This window comes from Pseudomonas syringae CC1557 (assembly GCF_000452705.1).
In the GTDB taxonomy this organism is placed as follows: Bacteria; Pseudomonadota; Gammaproteobacteria; order Pseudomonadales; family Pseudomonadaceae; genus Aquipseudomonas; species Aquipseudomonas syringae_F.
In genome coordinates, this window is the sequence record NZ_CP007014.1 from 2608479 (window position 1) to 2626888 (window position 18410).

The 18410-nt window shown below is 61.5% G+C and carries 18 protein-coding genes and 1 pseudogene; 1 reads left to right on the forward strand and 18 read right to left on the reverse strand.

Annotation, left to right across the window (positions count from 1 at the left end; translation table 11 throughout):
• Window positions 1–8 precede the first annotated feature (8 nt).
• From N018_RS11895 to N018_RS11965, 15 genes are all read right to left on the reverse strand, one after another.
• Window positions 9–356 (reverse strand): hypothetical protein, encoded by a 348-nt coding sequence (locus N018_RS11895; RefSeq protein WP_025389689.1) that lies wholly within the window; start codon window positions 354–356, stop codon window positions 9–11.
• Window positions 353–1747, reverse strand: coding sequence for an integrating conjugative element protein (locus N018_RS11900; RefSeq protein ID WP_025389690.1), 1395 nt, complete (start codon window positions 1745–1747; stop codon window positions 353–355). The genes N018_RS11895 and N018_RS11900 overlap by 4 nt, the downstream gene beginning before the upstream one ends.
• A 10-nt stretch (window positions 1748–1757) precedes the next feature.
• Window positions 1758–2705 carry a TIGR03756 family integrating conjugative element protein gene (locus N018_RS11905; RefSeq protein ID WP_025389691.1) on the reverse strand — a complete coding sequence of 316 codons (948 nt, stop codon included), beginning with the start codon at window positions 2703–2705 and terminating at the stop codon, window positions 1758–1760.
• Window positions 2702–3148, reverse strand: a complete 447-nt coding sequence (locus N018_RS11910; RefSeq protein WP_025389692.1) for a TIGR03757 family integrating conjugative element protein — start codon at window positions 3146–3148, stop codon at window positions 2702–2704. Before N018_RS11910 ends, N018_RS11905 begins: the two co-directional genes overlap by 4 nt.
• Window positions 3149–3488: 340 nt before the next feature.
• Complete coding sequence (locus tag N018_RS11915; RefSeq protein ID WP_025389693.1) at window positions 3489–3935, reverse strand: hypothetical protein; 447 nt, start codon at window positions 3933–3935, stop codon at window positions 3489–3491.
• A gap of 235 nt (window positions 3936–4170) precedes the next feature.
• Complete coding sequence (locus N018_RS11920; protein WP_025389694.1) at window positions 4171–4968, reverse strand: DsbA family protein; 798 nt, start codon at window positions 4966–4968, stop codon at window positions 4171–4173.
• Between the two features lie 15 nt (window positions 4969–4983).
• Window positions 4984–7851 carry a conjugative transfer ATPase gene (locus N018_RS11925; protein ID WP_025389695.1) on the reverse strand — a complete coding sequence of 956 codons (2868 nt, stop codon included), beginning with the start codon at window positions 7849–7851 and terminating at the stop codon, window positions 4984–4986.
• Window positions 7851–8294: a TIGR03751 family conjugal transfer lipoprotein gene (locus tag N018_RS11930; RefSeq protein ID WP_025389696.1), complete on the reverse strand. Its 444-nt coding sequence runs from the start codon at window positions 8292–8294 to the stop codon at window positions 7851–7853. Before N018_RS11930 ends, N018_RS11925 begins: the two co-directional genes overlap by 1 nt.
• A complete protein-coding gene (locus N018_RS11935; RefSeq protein WP_025389697.1) occupies window positions 8275–9705 on the reverse strand; it encodes a TIGR03752 family integrating conjugative element protein in 1431 nt (476 codons plus the stop codon). The genes N018_RS11930 and N018_RS11935 overlap by 20 nt, the downstream gene beginning before the upstream one ends.
• Window positions 9695–10621 carry a TIGR03749 family integrating conjugative element protein gene (locus tag N018_RS11940; protein ID WP_025389698.1) on the reverse strand — a complete coding sequence of 309 codons (927 nt, stop codon included), beginning with the start codon at window positions 10619–10621 and terminating at the stop codon, window positions 9695–9697. Before N018_RS11940 ends, N018_RS11935 begins: the two co-directional genes overlap by 11 nt.
• The gene (locus N018_RS11945; RefSeq protein ID WP_025389699.1) at window positions 10618–11307 is read right to left on the reverse strand and encodes a PFL_4703 family integrating conjugative element protein; all 690 of its coding nucleotides are present in this window, start codon (window positions 11305–11307) and stop codon (window positions 10618–10620) included. Before N018_RS11945 ends, N018_RS11940 begins: the two co-directional genes overlap by 4 nt.
• Complete coding sequence (locus N018_RS11950) at window positions 11304–11714, reverse strand: TIGR03750 family conjugal transfer protein (RefSeq protein ID WP_025389700.1); 411 nt, start codon at window positions 11712–11714, stop codon at window positions 11304–11306. Before N018_RS11950 ends, N018_RS11945 begins: the two co-directional genes overlap by 4 nt.
• 11 nt (window positions 11715–11725) lie before the next feature.
• Window positions 11726–12085 carry a TIGR03745 family integrating conjugative element membrane protein gene (locus N018_RS11955; RefSeq protein ID WP_025389701.1) on the reverse strand — a complete coding sequence of 120 codons (360 nt, stop codon included), beginning with the start codon at window positions 12083–12085 and terminating at the stop codon, window positions 11726–11728.
• 16 nt (window positions 12086–12101) lie between these two features.
• On the reverse strand, window positions 12102–12335 hold the full coding sequence (locus N018_RS11960) for a TIGR03758 family integrating conjugative element protein (RefSeq protein WP_025389702.1): 234 nt from the start codon (window positions 12333–12335) through the stop codon (window positions 12102–12104).
• A complete protein-coding gene (locus tag N018_RS11965) occupies window positions 12332–12712 on the reverse strand; it encodes an RAQPRD family integrative conjugative element protein (RefSeq protein ID WP_025389703.1) in 381 nt (126 codons plus the stop codon). Before N018_RS11965 ends, N018_RS11960 begins: the two co-directional genes overlap by 4 nt.
• Window positions 12713–13179: 467 nt before the next feature.
• Here N018_RS11965 and N018_RS28020 point away from each other — a divergent pair, with 467 nt between their 5' ends.
• Window positions 13180–13560: a transposase gene (locus N018_RS28020; RefSeq protein ID WP_267872194.1), complete on the forward strand. Its 381-nt coding sequence runs from the start codon at window positions 13180–13182 to the stop codon at window positions 13558–13560.
• A gap of 717 nt (window positions 13561–14277) precedes the next feature.
• Here N018_RS28020 and N018_RS26415 read toward each other — a convergent pair.
• The 3 genes and pseudogenes from N018_RS26415 to traD all read right to left on the reverse strand — a co-directional run.
• Window positions 14278–14433, reverse strand: a pseudogene (locus N018_RS26415) (IS6 family transposase); the annotation flags it as partial.
• A gap of 1038 nt (window positions 14434–15471) precedes the next feature.
• Window positions 15472–16221: a TIGR03747 family integrating conjugative element membrane protein gene (locus N018_RS11980; RefSeq protein WP_025389706.1), complete on the reverse strand. Its 750-nt coding sequence runs from the start codon at window positions 16219–16221 to the stop codon at window positions 15472–15474.
• Window positions 16218–18407, reverse strand: coding sequence for a type IV conjugative transfer system coupling protein TraD (gene traD, locus N018_RS11985; RefSeq protein ID WP_025389707.1), 2190 nt, complete (start codon window positions 18405–18407; stop codon window positions 16218–16220). Before traD ends, N018_RS11980 begins: the two co-directional genes overlap by 4 nt.
• Window positions 18408–18410 lie beyond the last annotated feature (3 nt).

The following is an 18410-nucleotide window of genomic DNA, read 5'->3' on the forward strand; positions in this document are numbered from 1 at the left end:
ACTCCCCCTCAGGTCTGCATCCGCAGGCTGATCTCCAGCGCCAGGATGGCGATGACACCGGCGATCTCGCTGCGCACCAGGCGGCGCCGTGCCTGCGCGTCGTCCTCGCGCGCCAGCAGCCGGCGGCGCATCCAGATCCATCCGTAAGCCGTAGCTCCGTACAGGCATAGTCGCCATGCCAAGAAGTAGCCTGCAGTGGCGGCCAGCCACTGCTCCCAGCCGGCAATACTGCCGACCAGGTAGATGCCGGCGACATTGGCCCCTACGGCAATCGCGACAATCGACACCGCCCACAGCAGCGCCTTCGCCGCGCGTCGGCTAAAGAGCCAGTGCGGGCGCAGCCAAGTCATGCTCATGGCCGGTCTCCTGGCTTGCCTTTCTGCAACTGATCGAGACGGTCAGGCACCGGGTCGCCTTCGTAGATACCGCGCGAACCCGCCGCGCGCGTGCCGTGGCGCTGGATGATGGCCATGGGCGAGTTGTTGGCCAACTCGCGGCGCAGTTCCAACTCGGTTTTGAGGTTGCGGATCTCCTGATCGAGCGTGTCGCTCTCGTGGTTCACGGCCTCGACCGCCAACTGGTTGGCCGCTACGTTGGGTTCGTTCTTACCCGTCAGTAACGTGCGCTGGAGCAGCAGCGCCTTTTCCAGCACTGACGAGAGCGCGACTTCGGACGCCAAGCGTCGCGCCAGCAGGTCTTGATCCGGCTCGTCGCGCAGCGCCTCGATGACGCCGCGGGTGATGGGCAGCGAACTACTGCCTGCCCCGCGCAGGTTCTCGAACGTCGTGTTGTTCGTCCCGGAGATGAGTTCTTGCAGGACTACGAGCTTGGCTTCGTACTCCTCCTGGATCAGCGGCGTTAGCCCTACGCCGGGCACTGTCTCGGTCTTGGTACAGGCATCGCAAGTGCGCTGCTCCTTCTCTCCCAGGACCCGCGTAGCCCATTCGACCGCCTGTTGCGGCGAGGTCCAGGTCTGGCAGGACAGAGTGGAGCAACTCGTCTGATCGATGGATGACGTGTCGGTCACGCCGCGGCCGTTGACCAGGTTGTAGCCCGCCCGAGTGACATCGCTGACTACTCGGATGGACGGCTGACCCACGCCGCCGGCATTGCTGCCGCCCACCCAGGGCACGCCATCGTTACCGCGCTTGGTTTCCGCTCGCTCGATCGCCGATACGGCGTCCGTACTCGACACTGCATCGCGCAGTGCCATGCTTTCCGCCATCTGGCTCCATCCAAGCTGTCCTCCCGCCTTGTCGGCCATCTTTTCGGCCATGGCGCGGCACGTCAGCTTCGAGCGATCGTAGTCCAGTCGCGCCTGCAGCACGCCATTGGTGAGCAGGTTGTACAAACCTGGATCGGCGCGCTGGATGATCAGCGCAGGCAGAGATGCCACGGCACTTGTTGCGCTCTGGATCACATTGCTCATGATCTGCTGGAAACCGTTCGTAACACCGTTGAGCTGGTTTTTCAGCGTGGTCTGGATGTCCATATCGCCGCAGATCAGGTTGCTGTTCCAGCCTGCACCGACTCCAATCGAGCGCATGCCTGCCGCGCCGCCCATAGACACCGCACTGCCACCGCCGATCGAGTACATCACCTCATCGCCGATGACGGGACCGCCCGTTTGAAAACCGGTCTGCGCCCACGCTAGGCCGCAGCCAAGGGAGAGCGCGCCAGCCAGCGCCGTGGGGCGCAGCAAGCGGCGCGCTTTGGTGGAGAGGTTCATCAATTCAGGACGTTTCATCGCCGTATCCTCAATAGAAATCGACGCTGCCGAGGAATACCTGGCCCCGGCGTTCGCAGCATGCATAGGGCCGCCACAATGCCCAGGCGTAGTCGCCTTGCTGGGCCTGTGTTAGGGAACCGCTGCGCGGGAAGACCGTGCAGGACGAGGACAGGACAGGCGTGAGTTCCTGCCATTTGCCGGTTGAGGCATCACCCTCCCTCAGTGCGCCTGCAGGCCAATAGCCGGGCCGTGAGTTCGCCAGTAGCGGTTGATAGACGTGAATCTGCCCGCGGCGCGTGACCACATCGCCAGCACGCTGAGCTACGACGGCGCCAGCCTTGTAGTCGTCCGTCTGCTGAAGGAAACCGCCGCGAGGATACAAATTGCCCCAAAGGTTCAGCGTCGAGCGCGCGCCGATCTCGCGCTTGCCCGGAATCAGCGACTCCGGGTAGGCCATCTCAGGCACGTTATAGCGCCAGGCTAGTGTGTCCAAGGTGCTGAGCAGATAAGGCATGAACGCCGTGCCCGCGCCCTCGCAGAAATAGCCCGATGACGATACGAACCGGTTAAACACTTCGACGCCTGGATGACCGACGACATCGGCGTTCTTGAATCGCGCGAGGTTGTTTTCATGGTCTTCGTTCGTGGTGCCGTCGCCGCCTGACTGGGCTGATCGGTTGGGCATGCTCATCGCCTGAACTTCGACCCAAGGGTTTTCGCCAGTGTTGCTGTAGCTGGAGACGACCGCATCCGGTATGTAATGACGTACCTTGACGGACGTGCGCACCGTGCAGCCGGTCACGGTGCAGTAAAGCCAGTAACAAATGCCCACCACCCTGTATTCAAGGCAATCGGGCGATGCCACTGAGCCGACGATGGTCGCGGTATTCAGGGCGTAGCTCGCTGTAGCGCTGGCCAACAGTAGCGAGGCCACAGCGACACGCAGGCGGCGTAGCAGGTCGAATGGGCGGATCACGGCTGTGCCCTGCGATACTGTTCGATACGCGCGATGGCGCGCGCCACGTCCGCCTCGCCATAGACCACATAGCGCTGGTCCACCACGACGGCCGGGATGCTGCTGATACCCAGGCTCCATGCGTCGGTGATGCCTTGGTAGGCGATGCCGATGCTGCGTTGAAGATCGGTGCCGTCTTGGCTCAAGCGCTGCCGGACGATGGCTGCTGCCCGTTCGGGGTCGTTTGGCAGATTCGCGGAAAGCTCTGCTTCGGTCTGGGATGCCTGGTCCAGCTCGATCAGCCGCTCGCCTCCCATGGTCTTGACCGGGTGGCGGCTGTCGGTGACGACCACCACATCTGCGGCAAAGGTGGCCGGGCTGAATGCCGCCAGGGAAGCCGGCAGCGCGATAGCCACGCCAAGGGCCCGCCAGCCTGACGCAAACTTGGAGAAAGATGCTGGCATGTCGCGTGCCCCGGAAGTTGATCAGGGCGATAGTCGAACGCCGAACTCGATGCAGCACCTACAAACAATGCGCATTGCGGGCACCCCACATACATCCTGTCTTCCTGGGGCAACAAAAGCACATCGCCGGTTAGAACGGCCTGCATCACGAAGCTTCGATCAAAGATCGGCGAGCGCCAAAAGCGTGCCTGCATGCTATCGATCAGCGACTGTGCTTCGATCTTTTCAGGACGAAGCACAGTTGTATCGGGCCCAGTGGTGACCAGGACATGCAACACAGGTCTATTTTCTGCCCTTCACCTGGCGAAAGCCGAGGGGCCGTCATTTCTGACAAGCTGGGCTATGGTTTCTTCCGCTGCTGATGTCGTTCGAGATGCTTTTCAGCTTGGGCGATGCATTCTTGTTGACGCTTGACGTAGGCATCGCCTTTCCGCAGACGGACCAGCATGCCCAGCGGGAACACGACGCAAAAATACATGGCAAAACCAACGCACAATAAACATGGCACGAGCAGCTTCATGCCGCCGTTCATGAAGGCAAGTGGCAGCAGCAAGAAGCCCATTGCTATTGCACCGAAACAGTATAGGCCCTGGATCAACAGGAAATGGGTGAGATTGGTAGGATCACTTCGGAGCCACTCGATTTTCCTGAGTTCAGCTCGATTGACGAGTAGGCCAAATTTTTTATCCAAAAAGCTGACCTGATCGAAAGCCCATTTCGCAACAATGAGCACAATCGTAGCAACAAGACTGGCCGCCACGTCCGATACATCAAAAGGAATTCCCATCTGCCAACCTCCACAAGTCAGTGATTAAGAGAGCCCATGCCCGGTACGACGCTTAACGTCCTTTGTCAGGTCTCTGATCTCACACCACTGATGTCTCAAAAGCTGCGACTGCCTCCTCAATACTTTCCCTTGTCATAGAGGTCACCAATCGGACTGTCCGGCTCACGGTCAGACGGCGACGCGAATGCGGCGAGGCCAGCGCGGTCAATCGCGTCGTAGTCTTCAAGGCCGAGGGCTACCTTGGCATGTCGCCGATGATGTCCGTAGGCATTTGCGTTGTGGGGTCCGCTGGAACGGCGGGTGTATGGATGGTCGTATCGGCCGACAGCATGTCCATGGCCGACAGCAGAGAGTCGCCCTCGATCGGCCCCTGCAGCAGGATGGCCTGACCGGTCTGGCGATCACGCAGCCGGACCGATGGCGTGGCGGTCACGCCGCTCTTCGTCGCTTCCGCGGCCTGGGCACGTATCGCAGCCTCCGCCCGACCGCTCGCCATGCATTGCTCGATAGCGGGCGTGACGTCGGGATAGCGCAGGCCATTGGGCAAGCCTTGGCCGTCGCTGCGCGTATGGGCATAGACCCATTCGATGGCCTGCCAGAAGGCAGCATGTCCGCCGGCCTCAGCGGCGCATTCCGCCCAACGCGCTTCGGCTGACGCTGCGGGCTCATGCGCTGCCAGGGGCATGTGGTGCCATTGCAGGGCCACATCCGCGTGGTCGCCCACCCAGCGCTTGAGCAGCGGGAAGTAGGACCGGCAGAATGGGCATTCGAGGTCCCCATAGAGCGTCAGCGTGAAACGGCCCTGCGAGTTACCCATCTGCCAGGGAGGCCCAGCCACCTGCGCAGTGTTGACTGGCGTTGGCGTCTGCTGTGAGGATTCGCCTGACGACCGGGACGGTAGCCATATCAGCCGGAACCAGATCAGCAGCAGCGCGGCCAGCACAGCAACCAAGGCCCAGAGCCAGCGAGACCGCCAGCGCCTGCGGCGGAACGCCTGCACCTGTATCGGAATGGAAGGACGTTTTGGCGTCATGGCTCTCTCCGGTGGCTATTGCGGCAGGTCCAGGGTCGGCGACTCGATGCCGCGCGCTTGGTCGATCGTCTCGGCTACCTTTACGGCGGCGTCCAATTCGCTGATGCCGTATTGCTGCATGAGCTGATAGCGCTCTGCTTTTTCCTCGGGCTCTGTTTGCGCCAGCGCGAGGTACAGGCTCGGCGGAACGGCTCGGAAAAGCACTTCCATCGACTTCGACAGAATGACCCCCTCTGTGAACTTGCCGGCCTCTTTTCTGGCAGACAGCATCAATGCCTTTTGAGCGGGCGAGAGTTCGCGGAATCGCGCGATCTTCTCCACCTCATCCGGCGGCATCGACAGGCAGATCCACCACTCGATCATGTTGAGCATGGGTTCTGCGGCACGAGGTAGATCGTCAATGTTCTGCGTCGCGAGCCAAAACCACGCACCCAATTTGCGCCACATCTTCGTGATCTTCACGACGTAAGGCGCGAGCAGCGGGTTCTTCGTAATGATGTGGCCTTCATCCGTGACATTGATGATCGGCCGACCGAGGTATTGGTCGCGCTCGGCGATATTGTTGACGGTGCTGATGAGGCTGATGTAAGCGATCGACAGCTGAGCGTTGTAGCCTTCACGGGCATAGGTTGCTAGATCGACCAGCGTGATGTCGGCCTCGGGCCACGGCGTACCGTCGCGGTCGAACATCTCGCCGTCCGTGCCTTGACAGAACATATCCATCGCGTCTGCCATCTCCAGCAGCCGCACGCGACGCATCTCGGGCAACGTCGGGTCTTGGCCGCGAGTGCGAAGCGCGTTGCGGACGTCGCGCGTGAGTACCGTGCGCTCTTCGTCTACGCAATACTCGGCTGCATCGAGGATGCACTGGCGGATCAGTGAGCGATCTGCCCGCGTCATTCTTGCTTCTTCTTTGTCCTCGCCGCCCGTAATCATCAGGCGGGCAGTGATCTCCAGTTCGCCGAGCACGTCGCGCTGCTCGTCCGCCTCCATGGCTAAGGCATCCGGTGGCAGGTCTTCGTCCAGCGCATCGGCATCGAGTGTCTGCATGTCGCTCGGCGTTTCGATCAGCCGGCGCGCATCAGCGAACGGCGCCAGGCTGATGCCCGAGCCAGGGGCCAGCTTGACCCGATTTACGGTCAGGCCTAAGCGCTTGGCGAAGTCGCTGAACAAGCCGAAGCTGTTGCCAGCTTCCACAACGAAGAGTCGTGGCCGGTAGAGCGCAGTGACCTGGTTGAGCAGGTTATTGAGCGTGGCGCTCTTGCCCGAGCCGGTGGGCCCGAAGAGAAACAGGTGGACGTTCATCTGCCTGTCCAGGCGATTGAGTGGGTCGAAGGTGATCGGGCCGCCACCGCGATTGAACATCGTGATGCCAGGGTGTCCTGTACCCTGGGCGCGTCCCCACACGGGCGACAAGTTCGCCAAATGCTGGGCGAACATCAGTTGCGTGTACCACTTGCGCCGATCTTTGGCGGGGTTGTAGCAGCAGGGCAGCCAGCGCAGGTAGCTGTTGAGCGGCGCGACCTCATCGTCCTCGCGCACCGGCTGCAAGCCGGCATTGAGCATCACGTTCGCCAAGTCCAAGCCGCGTCGGTCCAGTTCCGCCTCGTCGCGGCCTCGCAGATAGAACGCCAGGCTGCCTCTGTAGAGCTTGTGCGCGCTGCCGATCAGGGAGCGGGCTTCATGCACGTCCTTGAGCGTCTGCTCCGATGCCAAGGTTTCGCCAACCGCTTTCTTCGCCAGATGGTTCAAGTCCGATTCGAGGACATCCTGCGGCGTGGCAACCATTGTGAGACACATCAAAGTGTCTTCAGGCATTTGGTCGAACAGCGTGTTGATTGCATCGCCCTTGCGGGTTTCGCCTGTCAGGTGTCCTGTGCCAGGCGGTATGCGCAGCCGGTCGGTGATCAGCACGCGGTGCGGCATGCCATCGAAGTACCAGGTGCCGTGCGCCACATCGGAGCGTGGTTGGCTAAAGAACAGCCGCTGGCTGAAATCCCGCCCACTTGCCAGTTCGATTTCGCCGGTCTCGGTCTCATCTGGGTAGCGCGCTAGCGCATAGAAGCGCTCGCGGTCCTCTGCGTCAGGCCCAAGTAGCGCGGGACGCGGATTGAACCAGCGCAGTAGCCAATCGTGCACATCCGCTGCAATCATGCGCCGAGCCTGGATGCCGGCGTTTGCCAGGCCACCACACAGCCGGTCGCAGACGATGTTGAGCATCTGCTCTGGTGTCTGACCACGACGGCTCTCGTGTCCGATGGAGCGCCGATAGACGACCATACGCACGCGCCGCGTCTGGCCGCGCCAACGCAACCGCGTGACCACCGTGTCCTCGAACAGTCCTCCGGGCTTGGCCACCGCGCGCAGGTGATGCGCGAAGAATCGAAGGTAGAACTCAGTGAAAGCGGTATTGCGGGCGCGCGGCTGCACATAGTCGCGCAGAGTCTGCATGTACTGGTCGAAGCAGGGTTCGTCCTGTGCGTATAGCTGGAGCACCCAGGGGTTCTCGTCCAGTTCATCGAAGCTGTCTTGCAGGGCGTTTTCGAGCGCATCGCGGGCATGCGCAAGCCAGCCGGGTTCCCGGCCCTCGGTGCCAAGGGGCACCAGCTCGAAGAAGGCCGCCACCGACTGCCCGTCCTCCAGCAGCATGGACTTCGAGTGAGGCAGGAACTCCACCCATGGCAGCAGTTCAACGAACGATGGCGCGACGTCGTAAAGCGCCTGCTCGTCCCCTATGCTTGCCGGCCTACCGCCCTGAACCGCCGCGCCAGGTTCCGGAATGCCCGCCTGGCGCAAGGACTCTACGTGGCTCTGCCAGCCGTCCTGCTCGTCGTCGCCTGCGCCGGATGCGTTCAGCTTCGGCCAGAGGAGTTTCCAGCGCATCAGTAGTCCTCCACGCGCTCGCCCGGCATCGCGTACTGCACGCGCTGGTACAGCGGGAAGACTGTCGTGTAGCCCGGAACCGGCACGGGGTCCGTGCCCGCCAAATGCGGGAACACGTACATCACCAGGTCGGGGTTCGGCAGGCGTTGGAACTGGCGATAGACCTCGTTGCGTGCCGTGCGCGTGTAGTGCATCTGCTCTGCGGGCGCGGCCTGCATGTCGGCGTCAGTCAAAGGCCTACGCAGGCTTTGGCGCTCTTCGAGCAACTGGCGGCGCGCCACCTGACCGGCACCACCCACCGCGCCGCCGCCGGCCTCCTGCTGCCAGATGTCCATCATCGTGTGGTCGCCGTGGATCAGCAGATCCTCTTTGTTGGTGGCGCAGCCGCCCAGCAGCGCGAGGAGGAGGGCCAGCACAAGGCCCTTAGTCAAGATCGAGAGCATGATTTTCTCCTGCGCGGTGATCAACCTTGCGACCTTCGGGATCAAAGTCGATGGCGAGCGGTTCTTCGAGGTGGACGGCGACCTTGGCGCCGGGCTGGACATAGACGGCCGCGAAGGCCTGGCCGTACAGTTTGTTGACCCAGTTCGACATCTCCTTGACACCGCCCGCGAGAATCCGACCGACCGCTTCCTGACCGGTGATGCCTACGGTGCCAATGGAGCCGTCCGATCCCACGTAGGACATCTGGCCGCTGTCGCTCTTGATGAGCGAGGCCATGCCGGCACCAGCCGCCGTGATGAGGGCTTGCGAGCCGAGGTACTGCTGCGCATTGCTGCGCCGTTCGCCGCTGACGCATGGAATGCCGTAGGGATCGCTGATCCAACCCAGGCCCCCACTTTGTGAATTTTGCTGCTGATTGTTTCGCTGGTTGCCGTCGCGATCTTCGGGAATCGTGCGGATCGTTCCATCATGAAAGACGAAGGTGATGCTGCGCACCTGGCCGCGCACGCATGAAAGCGTCCAGTCCCCCGAAGCCGTGCCGCTGAACACTGCACCGGCCACGTCAGGAATGTCGATGCCGTTGGCGGTGAGATTGTCGGGGCCGACGAGGACTTTGAAGGGGTATGGGTCGTTCACGGTTCCGTCGATTGGGACGCGGCCAATCAGCGCCGTCATTGCCACCGATCCCATGAGCGTCGAGTTCGTCGGCACGGTGTATATGGGTTTGGTGTTTTTGGCCGCAGCGGAGTCCTCGACCGCCTTCGGTGCGGTTTGCTCTGGAGTGTCCAGCGTGCTCTGCGCAGGGCCGAAGCTGGTCGGAAAGTTCGTGCCGCTATTCGCGCCACGGCTGCCATTGCGGCCGTCGTCGGGCTTCTTGTCGTCCGGATCCACCCAGCGCATGCCGCCTTCCATCCCGACCTGGTCGCCGTCGTGCAGCCCCAGGCCCACTGGCAGATCGGTATTGCCGCCCCCGCGTCCGCCGATGCTATCCAAACGCCGCTGCAGGTCGGCGAGCAGACCCTCGGTCTGCTGGCGTTCACTGGTCGCCTGTTGCTGGTCGCGGCGCAGACTCGAGCGTTCGGTTTCCAGCGCCGAGTTGATGCGCTGGTCGATCGAGTTCTCGCGCTGGCGCAGGCGCTGGTTTTCCTCGCGCTGGGACTTGTTGTCTGACAGCGCGGTTTGAAGCTCGGTGCGCAGTTGCTTTACCTGGGCGACGAGCGTTGCCACAGTGTCGCGCGGGGTATCGCCCGCAATGCCCAAGGCCTTCATCTCTTCGGGTGTGAGTTGGTTACCTGTGTCGGATTGGGGCGGAGCCGACGTCCCGCCGCTGGGGAACAGCCGAATACCGACGAACAGCACCAGCAGGGCCACAGGAATCATCAGCCACTTCAGGAGTCCGTTACTGCGCATTGCGGACCTCCTTGCCGTCCATCGGGGCCTCGTCGTTGGCTTCCGGCTGCGGCAAATGTGTGGCCGGGTCGAAGCGCTGGATGGCAGGCAAAAGTGACTGCGCGAGGCCGTGCCCGCGCGTCACCAGGTACAGAACGGTAGTGTCCTCGGGCGTGCCGCGCGGGCCGAGTGCCTCATGCTGGAAGGTCGCGGTGAGGAAATCGCCTTGCAGCACGCGGGGGTCGAGCATGATCCAGCCGGTGCTGGTGTTGGTGAGGCGAACGGCCGTCACCCATTGGTCTTCCAGCCGCCACGAGGCGAGGGCGGTGGCACGTACCGGCAGCGTCGGCATCAAGGTACCAAGGTCCAGGTCCCGGCGCAGGTTGATCCGCATGACGCCCGGCAGCGGTTCGACGGTGCGCAGCGGCGCGTATAGGTGCTGCGCGGCAAAGCGTGTGAGTACCACCGGGATGGGCGTTTCTCGCCGGGGGGACCGTTCATCGGCCTGTTGATCGGCGGCCACTGGCGCCTTGTCGTCACCGGCCGGCTGATCGCCGTAGCGCGAGGGGGGCGCAGCGCTCTCGACGATGCGCACCGGCTCCAGCGCAGGCTCGCCATCCTTGGCCGGCTCGGCAGCAATGTCCAGCAGGATCAATGCCCCGGTGTTGGCGTCTTGCAGCTGCAGCCGCGTGGGTTCGATAGGCTCGTTTGCGCGCAGGTACACCGCGCCGCCTGCGCTCTGCACGCGCAGGCGTTCGCCCACGCCCGCAGGCACGCCGACGCGCACGTTCCGGTCGATGAACACGATGCGCTCCTGGCCGACCTTCAGTGGCACCGCCAGCGGCATGCGTTCCCAACGCAAAATTTCCACGGCCTGGGAGGCAGGAGTCGAGGCCATGGTCAGCAGCCCCAGCAGCGCGAGTACAGAGTGCTTCATGGTGTTTCTCCTTGAGGCGCTTGCGCAGGCAGGCCGCCAGCTGCTGGACGGGCCGACTCCGGTGCACTGATGCGCTGGGGCGTGCCGTCATAGCAATCGAGCGCCAGGCCGAATGGGTTGCGCGAGGGGTCGACATCCACCCGCGTGACTTTGATGGGGTAGCGCACCAGGGCGCGCTTGACCTGCTCCTCGCCGTAGTATTCGTCGGCGCTGATGTCCAGCGTCACCACCCATTCGCGGTCGGAGACCACGCGCACACGGGCGGTGGGATCATCGCCATAGCCGCGGCCAGGTATTTCGTAGATGCCGCGCACACGTTGCCGCAGTTCGCCCGTGTTGCGCCGGTAATCGAAGTCGGCACGCAGAAAGGCTTGGCAAGACGGCGTGAGGTACGGCGAAAGCGCATGCAGGTTTCGCGGGTAGTCTTCTTCGCCATTGGTCGGCCAACGATTCAATTGCTGGAACACGTAGAACGTGAAGGCATAGACCGATTCAGGTGGAACCTCCCACCATTTGCGAGTACTCCCCGAACGCAGGTCTGGGGGGACGTGGATCGTCAAGTCGCGCGGTGCGCTCCACCAGCCGCCGCCCATCACGAGGGCGACGATCACCAGCGCACCAGCTGCCAGACGAAGCGTTTTGATGTGCGCCTGGAGATGGGTGATCTCGTTCTTGAAACGGCTCATCGTGCGCCCCTTGTCATGGACCTATGAGTGGACCAGAAGCCTGAGCGCGAGATCAGCATATGCCCGCCCACCCAGCCAGCGGCGAGCGGATGGCGCGTGGCGATTCGCCACTGCAATTGCCTGTAAAGCCAGGTATCCGGCCGGCCGCGCTTGAGGCGGCGCAGGATTCCGCCGCCGATGAATAGGCCGAGGGCCACGCCTAATACAACGAACGTGGGCGCTAGCGCGATAGTGCGGAACACCCATGACAGCGGCGCGCCGACCAGCAGACCTACGCCGCCGGACAGAAAGCAGCAAATCCACAACTCGTCGGCAGTGAGGCCGCGCACAACCACGGGATGACGGTTGAGCCGGTGCGGAAGGAACGTCAGCGTTCCGTCAGCGCGGACGTGTTCGTGCTCGGACATGGCCAGTCCCCTTACAGGATGCCGGTGGCTTCGGTTAGGAGCCAGATACCGATCACGAGCAGCACTGCACCGATGGCGACGGTGAGTCCGAACTGACCCCAAGTTTTGCGGCCGGTGTGGATTTCCGCGTAGGTGCCGTATGCGTGGTAGCAGACGCCGATGAACATCGACGCCACGACCAGCAAGGCTACGAGCATGATGATGTCGTAGCCGTAATTGCGGATGGTCTCCATGATGCCGTTGCCGGCGCCGCGCGTGGGGTTCTCCAGTTGCGGCAGTCCCTGTGCGAACGACAGCGCGGGCAGCGCGGCTGCGCCCAGGGCCACAGTGGCACGCTGAGCAAGACGGGAAGTGAGGATGCGGCTTTGCATGGTCAGTCCTTTCAGGTCAGGAGAGTAGGAAGAAACTCAGGACGAGGTACATCGCGACGAAGCGGATGCACACGCCGAGGAACTGGCGCTGGTTGAGGCGGCTCTCGGACCACCCCACGTAGGCCGTTCGGATGGCCCAGACGCCCCAGACGAGCAGGACCGCGAAGACGACGCCGACCAGGACGGTCGCCATCGCGGAAGGCGCGATACCGCTGTTGGCCTGGAATGCCGATACCTGGGCAGCGTTCATGGCTGTTCCTCCGCGGTCGTACGCGGCGGCTCGGCTCCCCGCTCGGTGCGGTAGTCGCCGGCCAGTTCGGATGGATCGCGCGGCTGGGCACGCGAAGGATTGAGGTGATCCCGGATACCGGTGCGCACGCGCGCCAGATCAGCCTGGAGGCGCGGATAGTCGAAGTGGTAGCGCTCGCCCGGCGTGACGGGGGCATGCGCGGCGCTGTCCGCGACGGTGCGCTCCAGCGCATCGAGTTGGCGCAGCGCGGCGACCAGCTCCTGGCGCTGTGCCGGAGACTCGGCAAAGGACGTCGGGGACAGCCCCATCAAGAGGGCCATTGCGAGAACAGTGGGTACGCCGCGATGCGCGGCGCGCAGCCAGATCGAAGCTACCATCGCGCCATTCCTGTGTAAGCAGCAATGGCCAGATCGTGGCGATCAGCGCTGCTTTAAGCTGCGAACAATAGGAATCCACGGGTGACCGGATTGGTGGGCTAGTGGTGGGATCGGTGGATGCCTGCGGTATTCCTGCACCAAGGTGCTGGCACTGTGGAGCCCCAGCACATCATTCAGACTGTTGATGAGGGGGCTAAGGCGCACAAGCCGAGTGAACGGGCCGGCCCAGCGTCCTCGGTGCAATCGGACGTTGGGCGAGGCGGATGTAGAAACTCCAGATGTTGAGGTTTTTCATCGCCTCGATAGGCCTCAACGCTGCGGTTTCGGCCAAGGATGCGGCTGACTGGGCGTGTTAGCGCACGGCCCCCTCTGTGCGTCTGGTGGCCAATGTCGCGCCCACCGGCACGATACGGGTGCTGGCGACGAATCTAAGCGCCTAATGATGTGCCTGCGGGGCCTTTGGTGATCTGTATCACCAGCGCTGGCGTATCGAGGAGGTGTTCAAGCGTCTAAAGCATCGCTTGCATCTGGAGGCGGTCTCGGGATTGAGTCAACAGGCGTTGATTGTTGATGTGGCGGCCAAGGTGCTGGCGGACAACATGGATTGGCTGATGTGTGCTACTGCGCTGGATGCCTATCCTGTGGGCGAGGCCGCCCATCGCTGCAATCGGGCTTACGCGGCGGTGTGCTTGCCGCGCTTGCTGCTGCGCCTGGGGGATGTGCTTGCACAGATCAACCAAGCCTTGCAGCAGTTGGCCGCCTACACGCAGCGGTTCATGCAAGGTGGATCTCGCCCGCGGGCGCAACATCGCATCAAGCCTCATGCCCGATATGCGTCCAAGGGGTGACATGGGTTAATTCGGTGGATTCATCCAATCCGGAGGCCATCGGCATCGCCCCCAACGATGAAAACATCACCATTGAAACTCCGATGTCGTCGAATGACATCGACGAGCGACATCGCTCTTGAACATAAAAGGAGGATAAGGCGCAACCACCATCGTGGCCATTGGAGTCGTCAACTTCAATGTCGCTCAACCCTTCATCTGCGATGTCGTGCTAAAATTTGGGATAAACGTTTAAAGGCAGCGGGATAACCGGGCACATGCAACGAGGCCACCGCCATGACAGATAAGACGAATAGCCCCCATTCTCTGTGGGCCAAGATTATCTATTTTCCCCTCGCAATTCTCGCATGTTGCGAGCTTGCTTTCTGGGCTACATTAGAGACACTGCCCATACTTCAGAAGGCCGCCCTAGAGATTGACCCAGGCGGGCTTTTTTATGCTCTGTCCTTCCTTTTGCCTTTTGTCCTTTGGCCAATATATGCCGTGATCAGCGCGATTGCTTGCTTCTGGGCATTTTTCTCCCTACGGCACTCGGCGAGGCTTTTGAAGCTCGTTACAGTGATGCTTGCTGTGCTCTCCGTAGCCTTCTTCTACCAAATCTTTTGTTGGATATGATGACAGCGCGGGTTGGCCCGTGATCTGACGAAGCGCTCATTTGCCTCGTCGCAAATGTCCACAGAAGCCGCGGCTACCTTTGAAAATACAGCTTTCGCGTTTTTAACCTTTGTAAGTCCCGAAGAGGCGCGCAACCAAATCGTCCTGATGGTTGACTGTCCAGCGGCCGGAAAAGCCGACCCCTTTCCTCAACGACAGTACCGCCTCGAAACCAGCAATCGTCCGCCGTGCTGTGCTGAAGGATTGGAAGCCAGCGATATCAGTATCGATCCCGAACGGCCATCGCGTAATTCTTGGAGAAAAACGCCAGCCTACTACTCCACGAATCGTCGTCTTTCGTTCGCCGTGCGTGAGGTCAAGTTCCACTCAACACGAGATGGAGCCCATCGAAGTCAAAGAAAATGGCTTTTATCAAATTTCTTTATCTTCCTTTTGCTGTAGCAGTTTTAGGCTCGGCGTGGTTTAGCTACATGATGTTCATCAAGGACTTTTCCAGAGAACTGCACTTTGAAACCTGGGTATCTTGAGTTTAGCCTCTGTATTTGTTTTTATTTGCACATTTCAACTGTAGTCAATACGCTGGGTTTGGTAGGTTTCCACAATAATGGGGTGACCTTGCGAGGTGTCAACGCAAGAACCTGTTGGGGAAGTCCTGTCAAAAGAGGAAATTTACCTCTCCCATATGTAAAACTTTTCTTTTGGCGGGGGCAAGTGAGCAATAATGCTTGGTGGCGAAGACGTCTCATAATAAGGAGCCCCATACTTGGATATATTAATCGCTTAGCCTCTTCAATATATTTGCCTTTTAATTCGGCAACTATTTCACCCTCGCGACTGAACCGAGCTTAACCCTAGAGCTTTCGTAAGTTGTTAATATAATTAGGGGTTCTGACTTCTTTGTTCTTGCCATGAAGAGCGAATACCTTTGATTCCGTCCAGCATCTTCCGATGGAGCTGTCCCAGGCCATCGCATCGGACTGATTCGCTCAGCACGCGCGACACCCCGATTACCCAACAGCCTTCACGCGCAAGCGCCAGCTGCCGCTGCCCGCGCTGAGCTGGCTCAACGAAACCTTGCGTGCGCGCCGATCAAGCTCGGCTCCGATGATGTGTTGCTGATTGACCGGGGCTATCCGGCTGCCTGGCTAGTGCAATTGCTCCAGGAGCGGGACCATCGCTTCATCATGCGCGGTGACCAAAATCTTACCTTTGGCTCAAGGAAGCCACGGCCCCTCGCTCGGGAACGCGCCCGTAAGCATGGACATCCTAAACGACGTGAAGTAAGTGCCATTCGGGCTAGAGATACTTCTTGAAGCTCCCCGCAGTCAGACTCACGGCCAAGCCCAGCAAGGCTGCGCCGGGCAGCAGGATCAGCAACGGATGCACCGAGGTCGGCAGCGCCAGGTAGGTGACCCAGGGCAGCAAGGCCAGCGGCATCAGGCTTGCTTTTGCCCGGTGATAAATAAACCCAGATTCGCGGCCCGCGCCGAACCGGCGCACATCCCTCCGTACCAAGCCGTCGATCAGGCCCACGAATGCCGCCGTCAAGATCAGCGGCAGCATAAGCACCAGAACAAGCAGTCTCACTAGGAAAGTGAGCGTCGTGAAAGCCGAGGCAATCAGGTAGCTCTCGGTCCAGACATAGATCTGGCTGATGTAGTAGCGAAAGTTGTGCGTTTGCCCGTGGCTGGGCGCGCGGGCGTGCTCGGCAGTCAGGCTCATGCGCTCCAGCAGGCCCGAGCGCACGAACACCCATTCGTAGCCGGTATTCACCAACTCGTGCGCCGTGCGCCCTGGCTCCTGCACGACCAGGCTGCGCGTGAAGTGGTTGGAGAGGTGCCCTAGTTCGTACTGCAACATCTGTTGGGAGTGCCGCCAGCCCTGATCCTTCCAGAATAGGTGCATGCCGACACACTCCACGACGATCGAAAATAGCAGCGAGCCGATCAGCACTCCGAGCAGCCGAAACGGCAGCGTAAGGGTGCTGACGATCAGGCCTTGGCTCTGGTTCTGCTCTCGCTGCGCGGTTGAGGCGACGTCTTTCATGGCGAGGACTCGTTGCCGGCGTCATCTATCGCCCTGGCATCGGCGTTGGGCACAGCGGTGACCGCCTCATCAAGCAGGTCGCTGGGCAAGGCTGTGTCCTGTATGACCGGAGAACTGGTGAACTGCCACCACTGCGTGGTGTTGGTGTAGCTCTGGCGCATATAGCTAGCGAGCTGTTGCAGATCCTGCGGTATGACCTCATCGGGGGCAGGGGCCGGCAGCGGCATTCTGATCTTCCAGAGCTGACCGCCCTGTAGCAGCGCGAAGCACTGTCCTTTGGGTAGACCCACCACGTGCGATGGCTCGATCATCGGCACGCTGGACATACTGATACGGTCCTGCGTGTTCGACGTAAAGTCGGTCGCACCACGGATGTCTGAACTGTCGGTCGCGCCCGAGACGATGGTGGTGCTATAAACCTCGACTTTGGGCAGTTGCCGAGTCAGGAGTTCGGCCGTGGCCGTCTCCCGGACCCGCAACATGAACAGGTTGTTGAAGTTGCCGATCACCTGACCGGCCTTGGCCCGATTGCCAATGCGGGCCTCGATGTCCGAGAGCGTCTGCGTGTATGCGGTGACCTGCAGCCCGGCACCGCCGCCCTTGTTGATGAGCGGAATGAACTCGTCGCCCATCAGTTCGTTGAACTCGTCGGCGTGGATGTTGATTGGCACCCGCGCGCTGGCCGATGTCCCTGGCAGGCCGTCGTCGATTCCGTGCTTGTAGATGTGGCCTGCGACCGAGACGAGATCGCTGAACATCGAGTTGCCGACCGCTGCGGCGACTTCGGCGTCGGACAGCGCATCCAGACCCACGTAGACCATGGCACGCTTCCTGATCACCTGCATCCAATCGAAGATTGGCCGCGGGTCTGCCAGGTCGGAATAGTTCGGCGCCAAGAGCTGCGCGATCTTGCCGCTGGTGAGCTTCTCAAGCAGTGGCAAGAGGCTGGCGACGATCTTGTCGAAGTACGTTTTGTCGTACCGCACAGCTGAGCGCAGGCCATCCAGCACCGGGTCGTAGTTGCGCGCCTGGGAAAGGTACTGCTCCAGCGCCACCACACGTTTCTCGCGCCCGATCATGTTGCGGGGGATGTTCTTCTCGTTGAGCTTGGCCTCGATCTGGACGATTACCTCCCACGCCTTGGGCTCCGTCTTCGCGAAGTAATGCTGGGCGTACTCGATGAACAGCGCGTCGATATTGATGACGTGTCGCTGGATCAGCATGTAGTCCGGGCGCTGCCCAAGTTCCACCAATGCCCGGGCGATGATGTTCACGAAGCGCCAAGCGAACTCGCGGAAAGCCGCGCTGTTGCCTTCGCCGGAGAGCTGGCCGGCAACGCGGGTTGCGACTTCCGAGATGCGCCCGAAGCGCCCCACGGCGTTGTAGCGCGCGGAAATCTCCGGCCATCCCAAATGAAAAACGTAGAACTCGCCTTCGCGGCCCGCGCGTTTGGCCTCCAGGTACATCCGCTTCAGGAGATCGGCATCGCCCTTGGGGTCGATGACAATGACGACTTCATGCTCGCTTGCGGCGTTCTTGCGGCGGATGTCCTGGGTGATGAACAACTCGGCCAGTCTGGTCTTCCCCACGCGCGTCGTGCCCAGCACTAGGGAGTGCCCGACGCGTTCGCCCAGCGGCAGACTGACGTCCACTTCCTCCGGTTCGATGCCATGTAGCCGTGGGAGGCCGCCCACGAGCGGCAGCGGTCGCACCGGGTTGAAAGGCGCATTCCAGCCCGTGAGCCTGGGCAGACGCGAAAGCGGAAACGGCGCGAACTCCAGTCGCTCTTCCAGGCGCCTTGCCAGTCGATATGCGGGTGTCGGATCAACGTAGCGGCGGAACTCAGGCCGGTACGTCTGCATCAGCCGATGGGTGTGTTTCTGCTCCCACAGAAAGCCCCTGCCGATGAAGAGTCGCTGCTGGCTGACCGGCACGTCCTTGCTCGTCATCACATAGCGCGGCAGGCGGCGGATGTTGCGCCGGTAACGCAGGATGATGCGGGCATCGCGATAGCGGATCGCGCCGTAGGTAATGAATGCCAGCGCGCTGCCGACGCCCATGGCCGGGCTCAGCGCCAGCGACCACGGGGCCACCAAGGACAGAAACGCGGCGCCTGCACACGCTGCGACGGTGTATAGCTCCACCGCTGGGCGAAGCAGAACTTCAACCGGCTGTTTCCCCGACATGGC

Coding starts and splice junctions, on each gene's coding strand:
- N018_RS11895 (WP_025389689.1), bottom strand. CDS start 356: ATGAGCATGACTTGGCTGCGCCCGCACTGGCTCTTTAGCCGACGCGCG.
- N018_RS11900 (WP_025389690.1), bottom strand. CDS start 1,747: ATGAAACGTCCTGAATTGATGAACCTCTCCACCAAAGCGCGCCGCTTG.
- N018_RS11910 (WP_025389692.1), bottom strand. CDS start 3,148: ATGCCAGCATCTTTCTCCAAGTTTGCGTCAGGCTGGCGGGCCCTTGGC.
- N018_RS11915 (WP_025389693.1), bottom strand. CDS start 3,935: ATGGGAATTCCTTTTGATGTATCGGACGTGGCGGCCAGTCTTGTTGCT.
- N018_RS11920 (WP_025389694.1), bottom strand. CDS start 4,968: ATGACGCCAAAACGTCCTTCCATTCCGATACAGGTGCAGGCGTTCCGC.
- N018_RS11925 (WP_025389695.1), bottom strand. CDS start 7,851: ATGCGCTGGAAACTCCTCTGGCCGAAGCTGAACGCATCCGGCGCAGGC.
- N018_RS11930 (WP_025389696.1), bottom strand. CDS start 8,294: ATGCTCTCGATCTTGACTAAGGGCCTTGTGCTGGCCCTCCTCCTCGCG.
- N018_RS11935 (WP_025389697.1), bottom strand. CDS start 9,705: ATGCGCAGTAACGGACTCCTGAAGTGGCTGATGATTCCTGTGGCCCTG.
- N018_RS11940 (WP_025389698.1), bottom strand. CDS start 10,621: ATGAAGCACTCTGTACTCGCGCTGCTGGGGCTGCTGACCATGGCCTCG.
- N018_RS11945 (WP_025389699.1), bottom strand. CDS start 11,307: ATGAGCCGTTTCAAGAACGAGATCACCCATCTCCAGGCGCACATCAAA.
- N018_RS11950 (WP_025389700.1), bottom strand. CDS start 11,714: ATGTCCGAGCACGAACACGTCCGCGCTGACGGAACGCTGACGTTCCTT.
- N018_RS11955 (WP_025389701.1), bottom strand. CDS start 12,085: ATGCAAAGCCGCATCCTCACTTCCCGTCTTGCTCAGCGTGCCACTGTG.
- N018_RS11960 (WP_025389702.1), bottom strand. CDS start 12,335: ATGAACGCTGCCCAGGTATCGGCATTCCAGGCCAACAGCGGTATCGCG.
- N018_RS11965 (WP_025389703.1), bottom strand. CDS start 12,712: ATGGTAGCTTCGATCTGGCTGCGCGCCGCGCATCGCGGCGTACCCACT.
- N018_RS11980 (WP_025389706.1), bottom strand. CDS start 16,221: ATGAAAGACGTCGCCTCAACCGCGCAGCGAGAGCAGAACCAGAGCCAA.
- traD (WP_025389707.1), bottom strand. CDS start 18,407: ATGTCGGGGAAACAGCCGGTTGAAGTTCTGCTTCGCCCAGCGGTGGAG.